We start from the raw sequence: 21,126 nt of genomic DNA, 5'->3' as shown, positions 1-21,126 counted from the left end.
TCAGATGCTTTGGCGCAGTCTGGCTAGATCCCGCAACGGCGGCGCACCAAATAGTCGGCTGTACTCCCGGCTGAATTGCGACGGGCTTTCATACCCCACCCGATAACCGGCTGCCGAGGCTTCAAGCCCTTCGGCAATCATCAACCGCCGCGCTTCCTGCAAGCGCAGTTGCTTTTGGTATTGCAGCGGGCTCATGGCAGTGATCGCCTTGAAGCGGTGATGCAGGGTCGAGACGCTGAGGTTCACTTCCCTGGCCAGGTCATCGATGCGCAGCGGTTGCTCATAGTTGCCGTTGAGCCACTTGATCGCCTGGCTCACCCGATGGCTCTGACTATTGGCCACGGCAATTTCATACAGGCGATACCCCTGCGGCCCCCGCAGCAGGCGGTAGAGAATTTCCCGGTTGATCAGCGGCGCCAGCATGGCGATGTCTTTGGGCGTATCCAGCAAGCGAGCCAGGCGCAGCACGGCGTCGAGCAATTGGGTGTCGATGCGGTCCACGTACATGCCGCGCGATGTCGGGCGCGTGGGGACGCCCATGGGGCCGGCCTCTGCAATCAGGGCTGTGAGTTGCGCCGGGTCGATGTTGATGCGCACCGACAGGTTCGGATCTTCCGGCGTCGCATCGATGATCCGCCCGGCCACCGGCATCGCCACCGAGAACACCAGATAGTTGAGCGGGTCGTAGGCAAAGATTTCATCGGCCAGGCGCACTTCCTTGCTGCCGTTGGCGAGGATGCACAGCGCGGGCTCCACCAGCACCGGCATAAAGTCGCGCGGTGTGTTGTGGCGGTTCAGGTACAGCGAGGTGATCGCGGTGCCGTAGGAGCCATCTTCCCAGGTATGCCGGTGCACGATACTGGCCAGTTCGGCGCGCTGTTTTTCCATCTCGGCATCGAGGGGAATGGGCTGATGTTCGGGCGACGACATGAAGCGTCCTCTGCAGGCGGCTTTGATGGGGTCAGCTTAGCGGCGGCTTTTCAAAGAGTGTTAGGTCGATTCTGCATAATCCTTGCCTGATCCTGCGCCATGTGGGCAATCAGGCAAGCGCGAGGCCTGTCATCTCCCTGAAACACGGCGTTCGCCCCTGCGTAAAACCGCTGGGCCGAACACCCGGTTTACGCTTCTCGCAGGATTGTGCAATAAGCCGGCAGGAATCGACTAACCGCGTCCACCCCCGCGCCGTTATCGTTGATCCTGTGGCAACACACCCTCACAGTGCTTGCCGAGCATCACTTCTCAACGGGAGAGTCGAATATGTCCACCCCCATTCCCGCGAGCCATATGGCCTTTATCCGTGCCCGCACCGGGTGCAGCACCGAACTCGGTGCACGTTTGAGCAGTTTGATCGAACCAGGGCGTCAGGCTCAGGGTTGTCTGCAATTCTCGTTGCAGCATTCCCAGGTCGACCCCGATGTGTGGCTGGTCTCGGGTTTCTGGAGCAGCGAGCAGGCGATGAGCGCCTACTTCAGCTCGCCGGCGCTGATGCTCTTCACCGAGTTGTTGAACGACATGGTGGTGCGCAGCATGGACTTTCAGACCTTCACCGATGCATCCGCCGCCCACGCCTATGGCGAGTACCTGCAACTCGCCGGTTGAACCGGTTTAGAATGGCCGCCTTTCCATTGGCCAGGACCTGCAACATGGCACGTAAACAATTTGCCCACCACGAAGCCGTTTCCGCCGTAGTACCGGGTGAAGGAGGCTACAGCGCCGCCGTCGCCGTCAAGGCACTGGATGGCATGGGCGCACCGCAGTTTCACAAGATCCTCGATGGGCAGACGTTCAAGACCGCTTCGGATGCCGATGATGCGGCGACGCTGCAGCTTGCAGGCTTGGTCGACGTGGATGCAGAGGGTCAACTGATTTGGGCGCCTGCCGCTGACTAAATGTGGGAGGGGGCAAGCCCGCTCCCACAATTGATCGCATTCCAATCAGCGTTGGGTGGCGCCTGGGCGGTGCATCTTGAACAGTGCCTCTGGCCCTAGCTGGAAGTAATCCGCCGGGCCACCTCCGCGCAAAATCGGCTCGGCGGCGGCGGTGTCGTAGACGCCGTCCTTGAGCAGCCACTTGGCAATATGCACCGCAACCACCTCGCCCAGCACCAGCCAACTCGGTACCAACCCTTTGTCGGCGCGTTGCAGCTGGATGATCTGCGTCACCTTGCATTCGAATGACACCGGGCTTTCGCCCACCCGTGGCACAGCGACGATTTTCGAGGCCACCGGCGTCAGGCCTGACAACTCGAACTCATTCACGTCTGGCGCGACCGCTGCGCAACTCTGGTTCATCTGCTCGGCCAGCGGGCGGGTAGCGAGGTTCCACACGAACTCGCCGGTCTGTTCGATGTTGTTCAGGCTGTCTTTGCGCCCGACACTGGAAAACCCAATGATTGGCGGAATGTAGTTGAACGCATTGAAAAAACTGTAGGGCGCCAGGTTCAGGCGGCCTGCGCTGTCGTGGGACGAAATCCAGCCGATAGGCCGTGGGCCGACGATGGCGTTGAACGGATCATGGGGCAGGCCGTGGCCGTTGGCGGGTTCGTAGAAATGGATATCGTCAGACATGGGCCGGGTTCCTGCTACGCAATTCTGGGAGGCGGTCATAGTGCAACCCGTGGCAGCGAATTTCCATTGGCCCATGGAATTTTCATTCATCGCCCACCTATTTTTCACAGCGCCCCGTTCAGTCTGCGCCCAAGGTCGACACCCCCATAAGTCGGCCATCGAAAGACTGAATCTCGGAGCCTTCTACCCCATGAATAAACTTCCTCAGATCACCCTGGCGTTCTGGGTCATGAAAATCTGCGCAACCACCTTGGGCGAAACCGCCGGGGACTTGTTGTCGATGACCCTGAATGTCGGTTATGCGATCAGTTCGATGATTTTGATCAGCGTGTTCCTGGTCACTCTGGTGACGCAACTCTGGTCGAAAACCTACAACCCGGTGCTGTACTGGATCGTGATTTTATCCACCAGCACGGCCGGCACCACCATGTCCGACTTTATGGACCGCACCCTGGGCTTGGGTTACGCCACGGGGTCGATGATCCTGATCGTGATCCTGATGATCATTTTCGCACTGTGGCACCTCAGCGGTGACTCGCTGAACGTGAACAAGGTGCAGACCTTCCGGGGTGAGTTGTTCTATTGGATGGCAATTCTGTTTTCCAACACCCTCGGCACGGCGTTGGGCGATTTCCTGGCGGACGATTCGGGGTTGGGGTTTGCTGGCGGGGCACTGTTGATCGGCTCGACCATCGCCGCAGTGGTGGCGCTCAAATACTTCACGCAGATTTCGTCGGTGCTGTTGTTCTGGGTAGCGTTTGTGCTGACCCGGCCGTTTGGCGCGACGTTGGGGGATTTCCTGACCAAGCCCCATGAGCAGGGTGGCCTGGATTTTGGCACCATTGGTTCATCGGCGGTGTTGGCGGGAATATTGGTGATGATGATTGCAGGGGCGTCGTATGCGCAGCGGCGGTATGGGCGTAGTGAGGTGGCGGAACTGCGCTGATTAACTAAGCGATGTAAAGCCAATGTGGGAGGGGGTAAGCCCCCTCCCACATTTTTTAGTCCGTGGTAATGCGCGAATGCTTGCGGGTGTCCTTCATGGTCACGTAGACCACCAGCGACACTGCGATACACGCAGTCACATACCAGTAGTAACCGGTTTCCATGCCGATGCTCTTGAACCACAGCGCGATGTATTCAGCGGTGCCGCCGAAGATCGATACGGTCAGTGCATACGGCAGACCCACGCCCAAGGCACGGATTTCGGTTGGGAACAGTTCGGCCTTCACCACTGCGTTGATCGAGGTGTAACCGCTGACGATGATCAGCGCCGCCATGATCAGGAAGAACGCGCCCCACCAGGATTGGATGGTGTGCAGGGTGGTGAGGATCGGCACAGTGAACAGCGTGCCGAGGATGCCGAAGGCGATCAGGATTGGACGACGGCCGACTTTATCCGACAGCCCGCCGACAATCGGTTGCAGGCACATGAACAGAAACAGCGTAGCTGCCGAGATGGTGGTGGAGTCGGAGATGCTCATGCCGACCGTGTTCACCAAGTACTTCTGCATGTAGGTGGTGTAGGTGTAGAAGGCCAGGGTGCCGCCCATGGTCAGGCCGACCACGGTCATCAGTTCCTTGGGGTGACGCATCAAGGTGCGCATGGCGCTTTCCTTGGCTTTTTCTTTCTTGGTGAACGACTCGGTTTCTTCCATGCCACGACGCAGGTACAGCGCGACCACTGCGCACAGGGCGCCGATGGCGAACGGGATACGCCAGCCCCAGGCATACAGTTGCTCGGTGGTGAGCACCTGTTGCAGCACGATCAGCACCGCCAAAGCGATGAGCTGGCCGGAGATCAGGGTCACGTACTGGAAGCTGGAGTAGAAACCACGGCGTTCCTTGGTCGCCATCTCGCTGAGGTAGGTGGCGGAGGTGCCGTATTCGCCGCCGACTGACAGCCCCTGCAGCAAACGGGCAAACACCAGCAGGATGGGCGCACCGATACCAATGACTTCATAGCCTGGGCTCAGGGCAATCAGCAACGAGCCGAAGCACATCAGGTAGACCGAGGCCATCAGGGCTTTTTTACGCCCGACCTTGTCGGCGTACAGGCCCATCAGCCAGCCGCCGATCGGACGCATCAGGAAGCCCACGGCGAAGATCGCGGCGGTGTTGAGGAGTTGGGCGGTAGTGTCGCCTTTCGGGAAAAAGGCTTTGGCGAAGTACAGTGAAAAAGCGGCGTAGACGTACCAGTCGTACCACTCGACCATGTTGCCGACTGATCCGCTGAAGATCGACTTGATGCGGCTGGAAGTGGTGCGTGGTTGTGCCGGCGCGGCCGCCGACCCCAGAGGCAAGGTGTTGGAGTTATCCATTGAAGGATCCTTCATCTAGTTGTTTTTATGGAGCGGCGCGAGCGCTGCCTGGCTGGGGCTATAGCAGGAGCTGTGCCAGTTAGATGAAGGCCCGGTCTAGAAGGGTTTGTGGTTTTTTTTGAGCGGAATATCGCTGGTTATTCTGGAGTGATGAGCGGAAATCCGCTCATTCATCCTTGATGAACATGTCGCGTGCCAGGCCATGGCGTTGCATTTTTTCATTGAAGGTACGGCGGGGCAGTTGCAATTCCGCCAGTACGGCCTTGATGTCGCCTTTGTGCCGGGTCAGCGCTGCCTTCAGGCAATGGGCTTCGAAGGCTTCTTGCTGTGCCGCGAGGGATTGCCCGGCCTCGATGCCTTCCGGTTCCGGGTCGCCAAGGCCCAACACCTGGCGCTCGGCGACGTTGGCCAGTTCACGCACATTGCCGGGCCAGTCATGGCTGAGCAGGCGCCCCAGCGCCGGCCCGCTCAATGGCTCGGCCGTACGCCCCAAACGTTCAGCAGCGCTCTGGGCAAAGTGCTCGTACAGCAGCGGAATATCTTCACGGCGCTCGCGCAACGGCGGCAGGCGCAATTGTGCGACGTTGAGGCGATAAGCCAGGTCTTCGCGAAACCGCCCCGCTCGTGCCTCTTCCAGCAGGTCCGGCTTGGTCGCGGCGATGATGCGCAAGTCCACGTGGATGCTCTGGTTGGAGCCCAGTCGCTCCAGCTTCTGTTCTTGCAGCACCCGCAACAACTTCACTTGCTGGGCCAGGGGCATGCTTTCGATTTCATCGAGGAACAGCGTGCCGCCGTGGGCGTATTCCAGCTTGCCGATGCGCTTGCCCTGGGCGCCGGTGAACGCGCCGCTTTCGTGGCCGAACAACTCGGCTTCAAACAACTGCTCGGGAATAGCCGCGCAGTTGAGCGCCACAAACGGCTTCTTGGCCCGAGGGCCGAAATCATGCAGGCAGCGGGCAACCAGCTCTTTGCCGCTGCCGGTCTCGCCACGGATCAGCACGTTGACCGGCAAGCTCGCCAGGTCGAGCACCTGGCGGCGCAGGTTTTGCAAGCCGCGGGACACGCCGAGCAGGCTGGATTCGAGCTTCGAACGGTGGTCGGCCTGTTGGTGCAGGCGACGGTTTTCCAGGATCAGCCCACGTTTGTCCAACGCCCGGCGCAGGCTGTTGAGCAGGGCTTCAGGGCTGAAGGGTTTTTCCAGAAAATCGTAGGCGCCGTCGCGCATGGCTTCGACAGCCATCGGCACATCGCCATGGCCGGTCAGCAATATCACCGGCAAGTCGGCGTCGCGACGCTGCACCTCGGCCAGCAACTCCAGGCCGCTGAGCCCTGGCATGCGCACGTCGCTCAAGATCACGCCGGGAAAGTCCTTGGGCAGGTGTGCCAGGCATTCTTCGGCGCGGCTGAACAGCTGCACCTCAAACCCGGAGAGGCTCAACCACTGCTCTACGGCCGTGCGAATGCTGGCTTCGTCATCGACCACAATCACCGCATTCAGCATAGGTCCGGCGTCTCCAGCGCGATGGGCAGGGTCAGGGTGAATATCGCGCCGTCGCCGTGGTTGCCGGCGATCAGGCGTCCACCGAGTTCATGCACGATAGCGTAAGACACCGCCAGTCCCAAACCGAGACCATCGCCCACCGGCTTGGTGGTAAAGAACGGGTCAAACACGTTGTTCAGGTGTTCCTCGGCAATCCCGCCGCCGCTGTCGCTGACGGTCAAAAGCCAAAGCTGCTGGTCTGCGTGCAGGCGGATTTCCAGGCGCTTGCGCGGCTTGTCGGCCATGGCGTCCAGGGCGTTGCGCAGCAGGTTGATCAGCACCTGCTCCAGACGAATCGCGTCGCCGCGCACCCAGGCCGGGCGGGTCAGGTCCATCACCACGCCGATGCCTTCATCGCGCAGGCGTGCGTCGAGCAGGTGCAGGGATTGGTCGACCACCGTGGCCAGGTCCAGGCGTTCGCGCAGGCCGCTGGGGCTTTTGCGTGCGAAGGTCTTGAGGTGGCCGGTGAGCGCGGCCATGCGCGTGAGCATGTCGTCCAGCGGCGTGAGCGCCTTGTAGGCGTCCTCCACGCGGCCGTGATCCAGCAACAGGCGCAGGGTGGCAAGCTGCATGCGCTGGGCAGTCAGTGGCTGGTTGATTTCGTGGGCGAGGGCGGCGGACATTTGCCCCAGCGCCGCCAGCTTGGCCGATTGCACCAAGCCGTCCTGTGCGGTGCGCAGGGCCTGGGTGCGTTCTTCCACCAGTTGCTCCAGCTCTTCGCGGCTGCGCTGGCGCAAGCGGGCCAGGCGCCAGCGTTGGCTCAGGAACAGCACGAGGAACACCAGCGCCAGCCAGGAGCCCGCGGCGGCCAGGCCCGCGTTGCGTTGGTCTTCAAACGCCAATTGTGGTTTGCGCAGCAGGTGCAGGGTCCAGCCTTCTGCCTTCAGCGGCAGCGATTCCCAGATGTACCGGGCACTGCCGTCGGGGCCGTTGACGCGCATCAGGTGGCTGTTTTCGTCAAAGCGCTGCAGGGTCTCGGTTTCCAGCGGCTGCAGTTGTTTCTTGTCGTATTGGCGAGTGGCCTTGAGCTCGGCGAGGTCATTGGCCGATAGCGGCCTCAGATTGCGATAACGCCAGCCCGGCTGGTTGGCAATAAACACGATGCCACGTGCATCACTGACCAGCAGCAAGTCATCGCCCTGGGCCCATTCGCGCTCCAGCTCGGGGAACTCCAGTTTCACCACCATGGCGCCCAGGAACTGCTCGTTTTCATCCAGTACTGCGCTGGAGAGGAAGTAACCCGGAATCCCGGTGGTCACCCCCACCGCATAAAAGCGCCCGGTGCCCTGGCTCTTGGTCTGGCTGAAATACGGCCGGAATGCATAGTTGTGGCCCACATAACTGCTCGGCAGCGCCCAGTTGCTGGCGGCCACGGCGAGGCCGCTGCGGTCCATCAATTCCAGGGTGGACGATTGCGCGGCACCATTGATACGTTCCAGTTTGCGATTAAGCACGTCCTGGGTAGCGGCATCCAACGGGCCTTTGAGCGCGCTGATCATTTCCGAGTCCAGCGCCAGCACGGCGGGCAGGGCGCGGTAGCGTTCGATCAGGGTGTGCAGCGAGTTGGCGTACAGCGCGAGCTGTTGATTGGCGCGTGCGGCATCGTCTGCCAGGGCCTGGCGCTCGGCATGACGCGTGGCCAAGGCAGCGGCCAGCACCGCTCCGGCGATGATCAATAACGAGTAGAAGGTCAGGCGCAGGGGGCGAGGGATCGCGATCATACGGATATGAACAGCTGCAATAAGGGGCGAGCACCATACCATGAGCCATAAAAAAGGCGACTGGGCCATGGGGCCGCAGTCGCCTTTATCCTTGCAGTAAAGTGCTTACTGCACTTCTACCGCCAGGCTTTCACTGATCTTTTTCTGCCAGATGGCAGGACCGGTGATGTGCACGGATTCGCCTTTGCTATCAACGGCAACGGTGACCGGCATGTCTTTGACGTCGAACTCGTAGATCGCTTCCATACCCAGTTCGGCGAACGCGACAACCCGCGACTTCTTGATGGCTTGCGCCACCAGGTAAGCAGCGCCGCCCACGGCCATCAGGTACACGGCCTTGTTGTCCTTGATCGCTTCGATCGCAGTCGGGCCGCGCTCGGACTTGCCGATCATGCCCAGCAGGCCGGTTTGCTCAAGGATCTGGCGGGTGAACTTGTCCATCCGCGTGGCGGTGGTCGGGCCAGCTGGGCCAACCACTTCTTCGCGCACTGGATCTACCGGGCCGACGTAGTAGATGAAGCGACCCTTGAGGTCCACCGGCAGGCTTTCGCCCTTGTTCAGCATCTCGACCATGCGCTTGTGCGCGGCGTCGCGGCCGGTAAGCATCTTGCCGTTGAGCAACACGGTTTCGCCCGGCTTCCAGCTCTGCACGTCTTCCGGGGTCAGGGTGTCGAGGTTGACGCGACGGGCCGACGGGCCGGCTTCCCAGACGATTTCCGGGTAGGCGTCCAGCGGTGGTGCTTCGAGCGACGCCGGGCCGGAACCATCGAGCACGAAATGCGCGTGACGGGTGGCGGCGCAGTTGGGGATCATGCACACCGGCAGCGAAGCGGCGTGAGTCGGGTAGTCCATGATCTTCACGTCGAGCACGGTGGTCAGGCCACCCAGGCCCTGGGCGCCGATGCCCAGTTGGTTGACCTTCTCGAACAGCTCCAGGCGCATCTCTTCGATACGGTTGGACGGGCCGCGCTTGATCAGCTCGTGGATGTCGATGGATTCCATCAGCACTTCCTTGGCCATCACTGCGGCCTTCTCGGCGGTGCCGCCGATGCCGATGCCGAGCATGCCCGGCGGGCACCAACCGGCGCCCATGGTCGGAACGGTCTTGAGCACCCAGTCGACGATCGAGTCGGACGGGTTGAGCATGGCCATTTTCGACTTGTTCTCGGAACCACCGCCTTTGGCAGCCACGTCCACTTCCACGGTGTTACCCGGGACGATGGAATAGTGGATCACCGCTGGGGTGTTGTCCTTGGTGTTCTTACGCGCACCAGCCGGGTCGGCGAGGATAGACGCTCGCAGGACGTTTTCCGGCAGGTTGTAGGCGCGACGCACGCCTTCGTTGATCATGTCGTCCAGGCCCATGGTGGCGCCATCCCAACGTACGTCCATGCCCACGCGCACAAACACGGTGACGATACCAGTGTCCTGGCAGATCGGGCGATGGCCGGTGGCGCACATGCGCGAGTTGATCAGGATCTGCGCCATGGAGTCACGGGCTGCTGGCGATTCTTCGCGCAGGTAGGCCTCGTGCATCGCCTGGATGAAGTCAACGGGGTGGTAGTAGGAAATGAATTGCAGGGCGTCGGCAACGCTCTGAATCAGGTCGTCTTGCTTGATCACGGTCATGAGTCGCGCTCCTCTATAAGGGAACATTCAATAAAGGTGGCTTCAGTGGGGTGTATCGGTCGGCTGAAGCCACCTTTCCAAGGCACGCCAAGTGGTGCAGGCGCGACGCTAAAAAGGCGCGGCAGTATAACCCGACGCGGTGGCCGATACACCCGACTATGGTCAAACTGTCGCAGGCATGATTCCCTGTGCGCCTCCCCTGTGATTGAGCCCTTATATGCCTGAACTGTACGTCGGCGAACGCCATTGGTCGGTAACTGCCGGCAGCAACCTCCTGGATGCCTTGAACCAGGCGGGAGTGGCCGTGCCCTACAGTTGCCGCGCCGGCAGTTGCCATGCGTGCCTGGTACGTTGCCGGGGCGAGGTCGAGGACAGACAGCCCGATGCCCTGAGCCCTGCGCAACGCCAGGACGGTTGGCGGTTGGCCTGCCAGTGCCATGTGACGGGTGATCTGCAGGTCGAAGCGTTTGATCCGCAACGCGATGGTCTGGCGGCTCGGGTGGTGGGCGCCGACTGGCTGAACTCGAATGTTGTGCGCGTGCGCCTGCAACCCGAGCGCGGCCTGCGATATCGGGCCGGGCAGCATCTGGTGCTGTGGGCCGGGCACGTGGCGCGGCCGTATTCCTTGGCCAGCTTGCCTCAGGAAGATGCATTTCTGGAGTTTCATATCGATTGCCGGCAGCCCGGTCAATTCAGTGATCTCGCTCGGCAGCTGCAGGTCGGCGATCCATTGCGCCTGGGCGAGTTGCGCGGCGGCGCTTTGCAATACGATCCAGACTGGCAATCCCGCCCGCTGTGGCTGCTGGCCTCCGGCACTGGCCTTGGTCCGTTGTGGGGCGTGTTGCGCGAGGCCTTGCGCCAGAATCATCAAGGCGCCATCCGTGTGATTCACCTGGCCCATGATGCCGACGGTCATTACCTGGCCGAACCCCTGGCCGCGCTGGCCGCGCAGCATTCAAACCTGTCGGTGGAGTTGTGGACGGCGGCTGAGTCGAACCAGGCATTGGCGCAACTGCGGCTTGTTTCCCGGCAAACGCTGGCCTTACTCTGCGGACACCCCGCGAGTGTCGAGGCGTTTTCCAAGCGCTTGTTCCTGGCGGGACTGCCGCGCAATCAACTGCTGGCCGATGTGTTCCTGCCCCGTGGTTGAGCGCTGAACCCTACAGCCGCGAGACGCACCATGACCGACGCCATCCTGCTGCACCGCGAGCGCGGGTTGCTGACCCTGCAGCTCAACCGCCCGGACAAGAAAAACGCCCTGACCCGCGCCATGTACACCCAACTCGCCGAGGCGCTGGAGTTGGCGGATGCCGATTCAGCGATCAGCGCCGTACTGATCCAGGGCAGCAGCGAGTGTTTTACCGCCGGTAATGACATCGGCGATTTTCTTGAACAGCCGCCCAGCGACCTCGACAGCCCACCGTTTCACTTTATGAAAAGTCTGCTCAACTGTCGCAAGCCGGTGATCGCTGCGGTGGCAGGAGCGGCGGTGGGGATTGGCACAACCCTGCTGCTGCACTGTGACCTCGTGTATATCAGCCGTGATGCGCGCTTGCGTATGCCGTTCGTCAACCTGGGGCTGTGTCCTGAGTTTGGTTCGAGCCTGATCCTGCCGCGTTTGCTGGGGCATGCGAAGGCGGCTGAATTGTTGTTGCTGGGCGAGGGGTTTACCGGGGAGCAGGCTGCTGCATGGGGGATCGCCACCGAGGCGTTGGGCAGTGGCGAAGCGGCGTTGGCCAAGGCGCGGGAAATCGCCGAGCGCTTTGAAACCCTGGCGCCGGGGGCGGTGCAGGTGACCAAGCAATTGATGAAGAGTGTGGATCGTGAGCAGTTGCGGCAGGTGATTGAGGAGGAGGGCGCGTTGTTCGTCCAGCGTTTGAAGTCACCGGAGGCGATTGCGGCGTTATCGGGGTTTATCACCAAACGCTGAGCCACATCAAAAACAAAAAGCCCTGCCATTCACATGGCAGGGCTTTTGTTTTTCAGCGTTTGACTCAGACCATTGGATCGCCAACGTGCAGGATTTTCATGCCGTTGGTGCCGCCGATGGTGTGGTAGCTGTCGCCCTTGGTCAGGATGACCCAGTCGCCTTTCTCCACGACGCCACGCTTGATCAACTCGTCGATGGCCGCCTGGCTGACTTCATGGGGCGGCAACGAAGCCGGATCGAACGGTACGGTGTACACGCCACGGAACATCGCCGCGCGGGCCTGGGTTTCGCGGTGTGGGGAGAACGCATAGATCGGCACCGAGGAACGGATGCGCGACATGATCAACGGCGTGTAGCCACTTTCGGTCAAGGCGATGATCGCTTTAACGCCCGGGAAGTGGTTGGCGGTGTACATGGCGGCCAGGGCGATGCTCTGGTCGCAGCTTTCAAAGACCTTGCCGATACGGTGGCTGGAGGTCTTGCTGGTCGGGTGCTTTTCGGCGCCGACGCAGATGCGCGCCATGGCCTGCACGGCTTCCAGCGGGTACGGGCCAGCGGCGCTTTCAGCCGAGAGCATCACGGCGTCGGTGTAGTCGAGCACGGCGTTGGCCACGTCGGACACTTCGGCGCGGGTCGGCATCGGGTTCTGGATCATCGACTCCATCATCTGGGTCGCGACGATCACCGCTTTGTTGTGGCGGCGTGCGTGCAGGATGATCTTCTTCTGGATACCGATCAGCTCGGCGTCGCCGATTTCCACACCCAGGTCACCACGGGCAACCATCACGGCGTCGGATGCCTTGATCAGGCCGTCGAGGGTTTCGTCATCGGCCACGGCTTCGGCGCGTTCGATCTTCGCCACCAGCCAGGCGGTACCGCCGGCTTCGTCGCGCAGTTTACGGGCGTATTCCATGTCAGCGGCGTCACGCGGGAAGGACACGGCGAGGTAGTCCACTTCCATTTCAGCGGCGAGCTTGATGTCGGCCTTGTCTTTTTCAGTCAGGGCTGGAGCAGTCAGGCCACCGCCGCGACGGTTGATGCCTTTGTGATCGGACAGCGGGCCGCCGATGATCACGGTACAGTTCAGTTCGGTCGGGGTGGCGGTGTCGACACGCATGACTACGCGGCCGTCATCCAGCAGCAACTCGTCACCGACGCCACAGTCCTTGACCAGGTCCGGATAGTCGATACCCACGACGTCCTGGTTACCTTCGGTCAGCGGATGGCTGGTGGAGAAGGTGAACTTGTCACCGATCTTCAGCTCGATACGCTTGTTGGTGAATTTGGCGATACGGATTTTCGGGCCTTGCAGGTCACCCAGCAATGCGACGAAGCGACCGTGCTTGGCGGCCAGGTCACGCACCAGCTTGGCGCGAGCCTTGTGCTCGTCCGGGGTGCCGTGGGAGAAGTTCAGACGGGCAACGTCCAAACCAGCCAGAATCAGCTGTTCGAGGACTTCCGGCGAGTTGCTGGCCGGGCCAAGGGTGGCGACGATTTTGGTACGACGGACGGACATGCACAGACTCCTGAGTTCAAGCGCTGAGGAAGGCTACTATGCTCTTTGGTTGTAGTCATTGTTCGTTTGCACTACTTATCGACGATTCGCTTGTTTTCGCTCCGATTGAATAGACCAACATCCTTGAAGATTTTCGACGAGGGGTCGATACACTGCACAAGACAGGAGAACCCTCATGCGAATTTTGCTCATTGCTGCCCTGGCCGTCAGTGTTGTCGGCTGCACCCGCTGGTCGATGGACCATCATTTGAACAACGCTTACCGTGCGTACAAGGTCGGTGACTGCGAGCGTGTCACTCTGGAATTGTCCCAGGTCGACCGCGAGAGTCGTACCCGGCGCTACGTGCAGCCGGAGGTCTCGATGTTGCGCGGGCAATGCCTTGAACGACAGAAGCTGTTCGTCGATGCGGTGCAAACCTACCAATTCATCATTAATCAGTACCCGTCGAGCGAATACGCCTACCGTGCACGCGCAAGGTTGGACACCTTGCAACAACTGGGGCATTACCCCGGTGCAAGCGTTGCAAAGCCGCGTCCGGCCTCGTTGTAATGGCGTTCGTCATTTAATAACTGGCCCCTTGCCAGTCTTGGGCTATCCTTTGAATGGGCGTTTGTATAGGTTTTCTATTCGAACGAATGCGGGGCCCGGATTCGGCAGCTGTCTAGTGACAAGGCGTTGTCTTTCGTCACACCGAGATCCAGGGAGAGCGAGCAATTGCGCTCGTTCCGAATCACTGGCACGGCCAGAGTCATGGCCACTGGATGGCGATCTCACCATGTTTACCGACCGACGGATCGAGCGGCATCAACTTCCTTATTTCCTGCAGGTGTTTAACCGCGTCACCGACAAGCCCATCGGATATTTGGGTAACCTCTCTGACGACGGGCTGATGTTGATCAGCCAGTTACCCATGATGGTCGACGCGGAGTTCGAGTTGCGCTTGAAAATTCCTGGGGCTGACGACACCTTCCATGCCATTGACCTCACGGCGACCTGCCTGTGGAGTCATGAAGATATCAACCCGCAGCATTACGATTCCGGGTTCAGCGTGCTTCAGGCGCCCGAGGAATATGGGCAGCTCATCAAGGCGCTGTTGCATTACTTCAGCTTCGATCCCTTGGAGGCCTCGGCCTAGAAGCAGCATGCAGTCGACATGTCCGGGGGAATGGTGCTGTCCCCCAGCAGTCGTGCGCTTTTTTCAGAAAACTCCAGCTTTTTTCCAGCCCAGGTAGCGTGTTACCAGGGCTGCGCCCATGGCTGATGGCAGCGTATCCAGCACCGACAGACCGTGTGCGTTCAAACGGTCATGCAATTCGTCCCGCATGTTGAGGTAGTCGACAGTGCCGCTGTAGGCCAAAGCCTCGGGTAACGTCTGTACGGGAGACTGGCGCAGTAGATCAAGGACTTCCTCCCGCATACTCGCCACCAGCACCCGATGTTGACGGCTGATGCGTTTGACGGCGCTGAGTAGTGCTTCATCGTCCTCATCCCGCAGGTTGCTGACCACGATCACCAATGCCCGCCGCTTTTGCCGGGCCAGCAGTTGGCTGGCCGCCGCCTCGTAGTCGGCAGTTCGGCGGGTGGTGTCCAGGTCATAGACCGCATTGAGCAACAGATTCAACTGACTACTGCCCTTGACCGGCGCCAGGTAGCGTGGGTGGTCGCAAGCAAAGGTGCACAATCCCACCGCATCGCCCTGGCGCAAGGCTACATAACTGAGCAACAGGCAGGCATTGAGGGCGTGGTCGAAGTGTGACAGTTCATCATCCTGGCTGCGCATGCGTCGGCCGCAATCGAGCATGAACACGATCTGCTGGTCGCGCTCGTCCTGATACTCTCGTGCGATGGGAGTACGTTGCCGCGCAGTGGCTTTCCAGTCGATCTGCCGCAGGCTGTCACCCTCACGAAATTCGCGCAGTTGATGAAACTCCAGTCCCAAGCCCCGTCGTTGGCGTTGACGCACCCCCAGTTGGCTCAGCCAGTTATCCACCCCCAGCAGCTGTGCCCCGTACAGTCGGGCAAAATCCGGATAGACGCGGGTGGCATCCTCGACTTCGATAAAGCGCCTGGCGGACCAGAGACCCAATGGGCTGGGCAGGTGGACTTCGCATCGACTGAACGTGAAATGCCCGCGCCGTAAAGGCCGTAGCCGATAGCCCAGCTCGCTGCGTTCACCGGGGCGTAACTCGATGGACTGGGGCAGGTTTTCCAGGCTCAGCCCGTCGGGAGCGTGGTCGAACACCTGCACCGTCAACGCTTGTGGAGAGCCATGTTCCAGGACCAGGCGTACTTCGCCCCAGCGTCCCAGCGCCAGACTGCCGGGCATATGCCGATGCACGTTCGGTGATGGTCTGCGGCGCAGTCGCAGCGCGTCCAGCAACGCCAAGAGGAACAGCGCCAGGAGCAGACCCCACGCCACCGAGTGCAGGGTGTCGGGCACCTTGAACTGCAAGGCTGCCGCAGTGCCCAGCAGGATGTTCAAGCCCAGCAGCACGCCAAGCCAGACTAATAACAGACGGGTCGGTTTCATGGGCGCTTCATTGCCGGGGTGCCGGAATCTGGTCGAGCAATTGCTTGAGCACCTGGTCGACCTCCAATCCGTCGATGTCCAGTTCTGGTGCAAGGCGTACCCGATGACGCAGTACCGCAAGGGCGCAGCTTTTGATGTCATCCGGCGTGACGAACTCGCCCCCACGTAGCAGTGCACGGGCGCGGGCGCCGCGTACCAGTGCGATTGACGCTCGTGGGCCGGCGCCGATGGCCAGGCCTGGCCAACTGCGTGTGGCTCGCGCCAGGCGCACGGCATAGTCGAGTACGTGTTCATCCAGGGCCAGTTCACTGGCGATCTGTTGCAGTTGCAACACGTCTTCGGCCTGCAGCACTGTACGCAAAGGTTGCACATCCAGCATGTCGGCCCGTGACGAGCGCGTCACTTCTCGCACCATATCCAGTTCCTGCTGCGCGTCGGGATAGTCCATGCGTACCTTGAGCATGAACCGGTCCAGCTCGGCTTCCGGCAGGGGGTAGGTGCCTTCCTGCTCGATTGGGTTCTGCGTGGCCAGCACCATGAACGGCTGGCCGATGGGCAGGGCTTCACCTTCGAGGGTGACTTGCCGCTCCTGCATGGCTTCGAGCAGGGCCGCCTGGGTCTTGGCTGGGGCCCGGTTGATTTCGTCGGCCAACAAGAGGTGGGTGAACACGGGACCCTTGCGCAGTTTGAATTGCTCGGTATGCAGGTCGTACACGGCATGGCCGGTGACATCGCTGGGCATCAGGTCCGGAGTGAACTGGATCCTCGCGAAGTCCCCGCCAAAGCAACGGGCCAGGGCGCGCACCAGCAAGGTCTTGCCCAGCCCGGGTACGCCTTCGAGCAAGACGTGGCCGCCGGCGATCAGTGCGGTCAGTACGTCATCGATCACCTGATCCTGCCCGATCACCGCCTTGCGCAGTTCAATACGCAGAGCTTGGGCTTGCTTGCTGGCGCGTTGCAGGGGTTCGCCGGTCGAGGCTGTGGTGCTGGGGAAATCGCTCATAGGGCATTCCTGAGGGTTTGCAGGCATGCCACCTGCCGGCTGAAATCGGCGCTGGAAAGCCGTTTTGCCGGGAGTGGGCCAAGGGCCTGGCTGATGACGTGAGAGGGTTGGCGCGTCAGGTGTTCCAGTACCCGCCATTGTTCTGCTTTGTCGAGATGTTCGAAGCCTGGATGGCGACGTCGGGCCGCACGCAGAATATCGTGCTGCAAAGCCTGCAATAGCGTGCCTTGACCGCTGCGGCGCAGCAGAAAGTCGGCGCTGGCTTTCAAGTGCTCCTGCAATTGCCGGCGCGCCTTGGAGGCTGGGGCCTGGATCGGGCCCTGGCGCATCCAGGCCTGCCAGAGTCCCAGGGCTATCAGTGCAATGAGCGCAACCACTGCCTGGGGGAAGTAACGCAACAACAGGGTGAACAGATCATCCACGTTGCTGTTGGACAGCAAGGTGACGGCAGTGCCCTGGTTCAGATACCACAACAGCCAGGCATTATCGTGTTTGCCGATCTCGGGTGTTTTCCACAGTTCGCTGTCGGTGATTACCGTAACGCGGCCTTGCCCGAGGTCAAGTTGCATAAGGTGACTCGACCTGGCGCTATTGGCTGAAAATTGTGCGAGGTGCCTGGGGTCGATAAGGTTGAAGTCGGTATCGAAGCTGAAGTAGGCCGGGGCGGTGTCATTGTCGATATAGAGTTTCGTCAGGTCCGGCGCTTTCTTTTTACTGGCGGGTGCGGGCTCTTCGGGTTCGTCACTCAGCACTTGGTGGATATGCAGGCGATCGAGCAACAGGTCGCCGCTTTTGCCGGTCTCTTCATCCCAGAGTGCTTCGGCCACTAACAACAGATGTCCACCGGACTTGGCCCAATTCAGCAACTGTTCGACCTGGCGTGGCGACATGTTGCTGCGTTCTTCCAGCAGCAACAGACTGTTGCCTGCGGCCGGCAGGGTGGCCAGGCGTTCGAGGCTATTGGCATGTTCCACGGGCAAGCCTTGCTGGCGCAGAAAGTGTTCGGCAGCCAGGTAGGGATTGGCCAGGGCTTGCGGAGCGGGCCCGCGGTCCACCACCTCTTCATAGGGGATCGCCTTGCTCCAGGCATAAAAGCCGCCCGCAGTGATCAGGCATGCCAGCAGCAGTCCTATCCCTAGTAAGCATCGGTTCATTGGGCGCCCTCCGAACTGAACAGGGCACGCCAATCGTTGCATAGTTTTTGCTGGGCCGAGGCGGGTGGGAGTTGATGACCGTAGGCCAGGTTTTGCCAGTGTCGGGTCAACTCATCGCTGAACGCCATCAGTTGTGGTTGCTGTAACAGGTGAACGCGTTCCAGCACCTGGCCTTCAGTGTCCGCGCTTTTAAGGGGCAGGTTGAAGTCATGCAGCAAGCGGCTCAGCAGGCCACGATATAACAGGCCAAGGGCTTCCCGGGGTTGGCTCGACCAGAGTTGCTCGGCAGTGCTGGCGATGTCCCTGGGCAGGCTCTCTGTGCCCAGCTCCAGACCGAACAACTGGGCGGGTACTGCTTTGGCGGCTTTGGGTTTCCCTGGCCCGCGCCGGCTGACAAAAGTACGCAGCCATTCTCGATAACGCCATATCAATAGGACCAGGCCGCCGATCAGTACGCTCCACAACAGCACTTCCAGGCCCTGGGCGACATGCTTGAAAGTATTGCCGTTGAAGTTGTCCAGCAGTGCCTGCAGCCACGCCGGAAGTTTGCCGTCACTGTGTGTCTGGTTTTTAACGACGGGCTTTTCTTCGCCAAAGCGATAGCGAGTGACGGTCTCCGGGTTTTTGAAGGGGGGCTGGTCCAGAAGCGACTTGATGGATTGGCTTGCGCTTTCATGGCTCAGTGGTTTGCCTTCCTCTGCCATGGCGTGCGGGCTGTATGGCAGGAATGTCAGCCCGAGCGCCAGCAGTAAAAGCGACGCTACGTTGCTCAGGCGCTGGCGCAGGCGGCGGAATACAAGCTCCAGGTCCCACGCTTCCAGCACGGTGCGGCGATTGAGATAAAGGCTGAAACCACAGGCGACATAAATGGGCTCCCAAAACACCAGTATCAAGGCATAGAACGCGTTGCCCAGATGCTCCAGCCACAAGGCTTCGGAACCCGTAGCCAGCGCCAACCGTTGCCAGTCCCAATCCAGTTCAAGTTGCTGCGGAATGAGTAGGTAGAACAGCGCCATGCAGCCAAACCACAGCCCGATTTCCAGGTGCACCCCGACAGTGGTCAACCAGCGCGCGGCACCGGCGTTACGTTGCAGCAGCACGCCCAGGCGTTGTTGACGCGCCTGGCCGTCGAGGCCTTCGAGCTGACTGACCGGCATCACAAAACTGCGGCTGAGGCTTAGCCTGCGCCAGGTCAGGCTGGCCAGCAGTTGGCTGTTAAGCAGTTTTGGCCATTGGCGCACAGCCTGCTTGAGGCTAGGCGTTTCACCGAACAGGGCTTTGGAGAGAATGAATAAAGGCAAGCGGTCGAACGCCGGTTTGAACCACCAGAACAGGAACATGGCCGTGGATGGGTAGTTCCATAGCAACGCGGTGAGCACGGCAAACACCGGCAGGGTCACCAGCGCCCAGCTCCCCATCAACAGCAGGCGATGCTCCCGGGCCATTGATACGCCAAGGTCCATGGCCTCCCATGCGGTTCGCGGGCGAATCGCCACGCTGGCATCACTCAGGCGCATGGCGAGTCCGTCCGGCAAAGGTCAGGTAAGCAGCCACCAACAGCCAAAGTGCAGTGCCCACAAGGTATTTTATCCAAGGGTCGATTTGGGTGGTGGAAGACCAATAGGCTTCGATAAAGGCTGCGATCAGCAGGAACACCATGACACCGCACAGCAGTTGCACGCTCTTGCGAGCGGCAAGTCGCAAGGATTCGCTGCGTGTCAGTTGCCCAGGCGCAATCAGCGCCCAGCCCAGTTGCAAGCCTGCGGCGCCAGCGAGGGCGATAGCCGTCAGTTCAAAGGCACCATGGCCGATGACAAATGACCAAAAGGTCTGCCCATAGCCGATTTCGGTCAGGTGCCCGGAAATCGCGCCGATGATCAGCCCGTTGAATATCAGGAAAAACACACTGCCCAAGCCGAACAGCAACCCCGCGGCGAATGTCTGGAAGGCGATGCCGACGTTGTGCATCACGTAGTAGCCAAACATCATCCAGTCTTCGCTTGACGCCCGTTCGGCGGCGCGACCCAGGCGGCTGGCATCGGGGTCATACATGCCCTGCATTTCGGCTACCTGCTGTGGGCTGACAATGCTGTAGATCAGGTCGGGAAACAGGTAGACCAGCAGGGCAATGCCCAGCAGGCTGCCAAAGAACAGCAGGCTGGCAATCAACACGAAGCACCATTGTTCCCTTACTTGTCGCGGAAAGTCGGCCAGTAGGAAACTCAGTACATTCGCCGCCAATTGGCTGCGGTGGCGATAGAGTTGTTGATGGCCGCGCAATGCCAATTGTTGCAGCGGGTCCACCAGGTAACTGCTGTAACCACGCTCCTGGGCCAGGGCCAAGTGCTGGCATAGACGGCGGTATTGATGAGGAAAGTCGGCGAGGTCACCGGCCTTGGCCTTGCCTTGTTCCAACTGCTTAAGTTGTTCGGCAAAGGCTTGCCATTGGGGCTGGTAACGGCTTTCGAAGAGGCTCTGTTTCATGTTGGCCCCAGCAGGCCACGGGCCACGCCATTGAGTTGCTCCACGGCACGTGCTGGGGATACTTGCAGCGGTGTCGCGAGGATGGAGGCGAGTTCGTGTACCCGCTCGGGGGACAGCTCAGCCTGGCGTTCGGCGAAACCCAGGATCGCCCGCTGCTCACTCAGGTCCAGGGCAAACGGTAGGCGCAGTGCTGCAGCTTGAGGTATCTGGGGGCGTGCCAGGGGCTGCTCGCGATAGACCACCAAGGTGCCGGCGGCCAGGTCGCCAAGGCGTTTGAAATGGGGGTGCTGCAGGCAACTGATGGCGCCGAGGAAGTAGCCGAACGGAAGCATGTCGACGAACCGCAGCAGGTTGCGGATCAGTGACGCTGACCAGCCTATGGGCGTGCCATCGTCCTGCACTACCCGCAGGCCCATGACCTGTTTGCCCGGTGAACAGCCCTGGTTGAGGACCTCGAACAGCACCATGTACCACCAACTGACCAGGAACAGCAGCAGCGAGCCCAGGCCGATCCCAATATTGCCGAGCAGGGCTAATGGCACCATAAATACGCCCATGATCACTGCGCGTGCGCCGAGGTCGAAGGCAAATGCCAGCACCCGTGGCACCAGGCCGGCGGGGCGCAGTGGCAGGTCGATGCCCTCTGGGGTTTCGATCTGGTAGCGGGTATCCAATGGGGCTGATGGCATCGCGATCCTTGGCAGTGCAGAGCGGCTGGGTGACACGGATG

The 21,126-nt window shown here is 60.8% G+C and carries 20 protein-coding genes; 7 read left to right on the top strand and 13 right to left on the bottom strand.

All coding sequences use genetic code 11. From position 1 onward, the window contains the following. A complete protein-coding gene (locus tag EJD88_RS09620) occupies window positions 1–930 on the bottom strand; it encodes an AraC family transcriptional regulator (protein WP_099585534.1) in 930 nt (309 codons plus the stop codon). Window positions 931–1,257: 327 nt separating this feature from the next. Here EJD88_RS09620 and EJD88_RS09615 point away from each other — a divergent pair, with 327 nt between their 5' ends. Together EJD88_RS09615 and EJD88_RS09610 are read left to right on the top strand one after the other, a co-directional pair. Continuing rightward, on the top strand, window positions 1,258–1,599 hold the full coding sequence (locus tag EJD88_RS09615) for an antibiotic biosynthesis monooxygenase family protein (protein ID WP_017139773.1): 342 nt from the start codon (window positions 1,258–1,260) through the stop codon (window positions 1,597–1,599). Between the two features lie 44 nt (window positions 1,600–1,643). Next, window positions 1,644–1,889, top strand: coding sequence for a hypothetical protein (locus EJD88_RS09610; RefSeq protein ID WP_099585533.1), 246 nt, complete (start codon window positions 1,644–1,646; stop codon window positions 1,887–1,889). Window positions 1,890–1,934: 45 nt separating this feature from the next. Here EJD88_RS09610 and EJD88_RS09605 read toward each other — a convergent pair whose 3' ends face one another. Beyond that, window positions 1,935–2,567, bottom strand: a complete 633-nt coding sequence (locus EJD88_RS09605) for a flavin reductase family protein (protein WP_099585532.1) — start codon at window positions 2,565–2,567, stop codon at window positions 1,935–1,937. A gap of 190 nt (window positions 2,568–2,757) precedes the next feature. On the opposite strand from EJD88_RS09605, the gene EJD88_RS09600 reads away from it, so the two are divergent. After that, complete coding sequence (locus EJD88_RS09600) at window positions 2,758–3,513, top strand: hypothetical protein (RefSeq protein WP_112196617.1); 756 nt, start codon at window positions 2,758–2,760, stop codon at window positions 3,511–3,513. Between the two features lie 55 nt (window positions 3,514–3,568). On the opposite strand, the gene EJD88_RS09595 is transcribed toward EJD88_RS09600, so the two are convergent. The 4 genes from EJD88_RS09595 to EJD88_RS09580 form a co-directional block, all read right to left on the bottom strand. Further along, window positions 3,569–4,888, bottom strand: coding sequence for an MFS transporter (locus tag EJD88_RS09595; RefSeq protein WP_099585530.1), 1,320 nt, complete (start codon window positions 4,886–4,888; stop codon window positions 3,569–3,571). A gap of 166 nt (window positions 4,889–5,054) precedes the next feature. Beyond that, window positions 5,055–6,389 carry a sigma-54 dependent transcriptional regulator gene (locus EJD88_RS09590; protein ID WP_099585529.1) on the bottom strand — a complete coding sequence of 445 codons (1,335 nt, stop codon included), beginning with the start codon at window positions 6,387–6,389 and terminating at the stop codon, window positions 5,055–5,057. Next, window positions 6,383–8,149, bottom strand: a complete 1,767-nt coding sequence (locus EJD88_RS09585) for an ATP-binding protein (RefSeq protein WP_158877840.1) — start codon at window positions 8,147–8,149, stop codon at window positions 6,383–6,385. Before EJD88_RS09585 ends, EJD88_RS09590 begins: the two co-directional genes overlap by 7 nt. A gap of 105 nt (window positions 8,150–8,254) precedes the next feature. After that, a complete protein-coding gene (locus tag EJD88_RS09580; protein ID WP_017529248.1) occupies window positions 8,255–9,778 on the bottom strand; it encodes a fumarate hydratase in 1,524 nt (507 codons plus the stop codon). Between the two features lie 217 nt (window positions 9,779–9,995). On the opposite strand from EJD88_RS09580, the gene EJD88_RS09575 reads away from it, so the two are divergent. Further along, window positions 9,996–10,928, top strand: coding sequence for an iron-sulfur-binding ferredoxin reductase (locus EJD88_RS09575; protein ID WP_158877839.1), 933 nt, complete (start codon window positions 9,996–9,998; stop codon window positions 10,926–10,928). A gap of 30 nt (window positions 10,929–10,958) precedes the next feature. Then, the gene (locus tag EJD88_RS09570; protein ID WP_099585526.1) at window positions 10,959–11,708 is read left to right on the top strand and encodes an enoyl-CoA hydratase-related protein; all 750 of its coding nucleotides are present in this window, start codon (window positions 10,959–10,961) and stop codon (window positions 11,706–11,708) included. 64 nt (window positions 11,709–11,772) lie between these two features. Here the strand turns inward: EJD88_RS09570 and pyk are convergent, their stop codons facing one another. Then, on the bottom strand, window positions 11,773–13,224 hold the full coding sequence (gene pyk, locus EJD88_RS09565; protein WP_032890873.1) for a pyruvate kinase: 1,452 nt from the start codon (window positions 13,222–13,224) through the stop codon (window positions 11,773–11,775). Window positions 13,225–13,399: 175 nt separating this feature from the next. On the opposite strand from pyk, the gene EJD88_RS09560 reads away from it, so the two are divergent. Continuing rightward, on the top strand, window positions 13,400–13,774 hold the full coding sequence (locus EJD88_RS09560) for a hypothetical protein (protein ID WP_099585525.1): 375 nt from the start codon (window positions 13,400–13,402) through the stop codon (window positions 13,772–13,774). Window positions 13,775–14,000: 226 nt separating this feature from the next. Then, entirely contained in the window at window positions 14,001–14,360 is a 360-nt protein-coding gene (locus EJD88_RS09555) for a PilZ domain-containing protein (RefSeq protein ID WP_158877838.1), read from the top strand. A 63-nt stretch (window positions 14,361–14,423) separates the two neighbouring features. On the opposite strand, the gene EJD88_RS09550 is transcribed toward EJD88_RS09555, so the two are convergent. The 6 genes from EJD88_RS09550 to EJD88_RS09525 are packed head-to-tail and all read right to left on the bottom strand — an operon-like array spanning window position 14,424 to window position 21,085. Beyond that, entirely contained in the window at window positions 14,424–15,755 is a 1,332-nt protein-coding gene (locus EJD88_RS09550) for a DUF58 domain-containing protein (protein ID WP_158877837.1), read from the bottom strand. Between the two features lie 7 nt (window positions 15,756–15,762). Continuing rightward, window positions 15,763–16,758 carry a MoxR family ATPase gene (locus EJD88_RS09545; RefSeq protein ID WP_099585522.1) on the bottom strand — a complete coding sequence of 332 codons (996 nt, stop codon included), beginning with the start codon at window positions 16,756–16,758 and terminating at the stop codon, window positions 15,763–15,765. Further along, a complete protein-coding gene (locus EJD88_RS09540) occupies window positions 16,755–17,912 on the bottom strand; it encodes a DUF4350 domain-containing protein (RefSeq protein ID WP_158877836.1) in 1,158 nt (385 codons plus the stop codon). The genes EJD88_RS09545 and EJD88_RS09540 overlap by 4 nt, the downstream gene beginning before the upstream one ends. After that, a complete protein-coding gene (locus EJD88_RS09535; RefSeq protein WP_158877835.1) occupies window positions 17,909–19,429 on the bottom strand; it encodes a DUF4129 domain-containing protein in 1,521 nt (506 codons plus the stop codon). The genes EJD88_RS09540 and EJD88_RS09535 overlap by 4 nt, the downstream gene beginning before the upstream one ends. Then, window positions 19,416–20,396 carry a stage II sporulation protein M gene (locus tag EJD88_RS09530; protein WP_158877834.1) on the bottom strand — a complete coding sequence of 327 codons (981 nt, stop codon included), beginning with the start codon at window positions 20,394–20,396 and terminating at the stop codon, window positions 19,416–19,418. Before EJD88_RS09530 ends, EJD88_RS09535 begins: the two co-directional genes overlap by 14 nt. Beyond that, a complete protein-coding gene (locus EJD88_RS09525; RefSeq protein ID WP_099585519.1) occupies window positions 20,393–21,085 on the bottom strand; it encodes an RDD family protein in 693 nt (230 codons plus the stop codon). Before EJD88_RS09525 ends, EJD88_RS09530 begins: the two co-directional genes overlap by 4 nt. Window positions 21,086–21,126 lie beyond the last annotated feature (41 nt).

It is taken from the genome of Pseudomonas sp. PB105, assembly GCF_009764655.1.
In the GTDB taxonomy this organism is placed as follows: domain Bacteria; phylum Pseudomonadota; class Gammaproteobacteria; order Pseudomonadales; family Pseudomonadaceae; genus Aquipseudomonas; species Aquipseudomonas cyclaminis.
The sequence above is the reverse complement of the archived record's forward strand: the minus strand, read 5'-3'. Positions and strand labels throughout refer to the sequence as shown.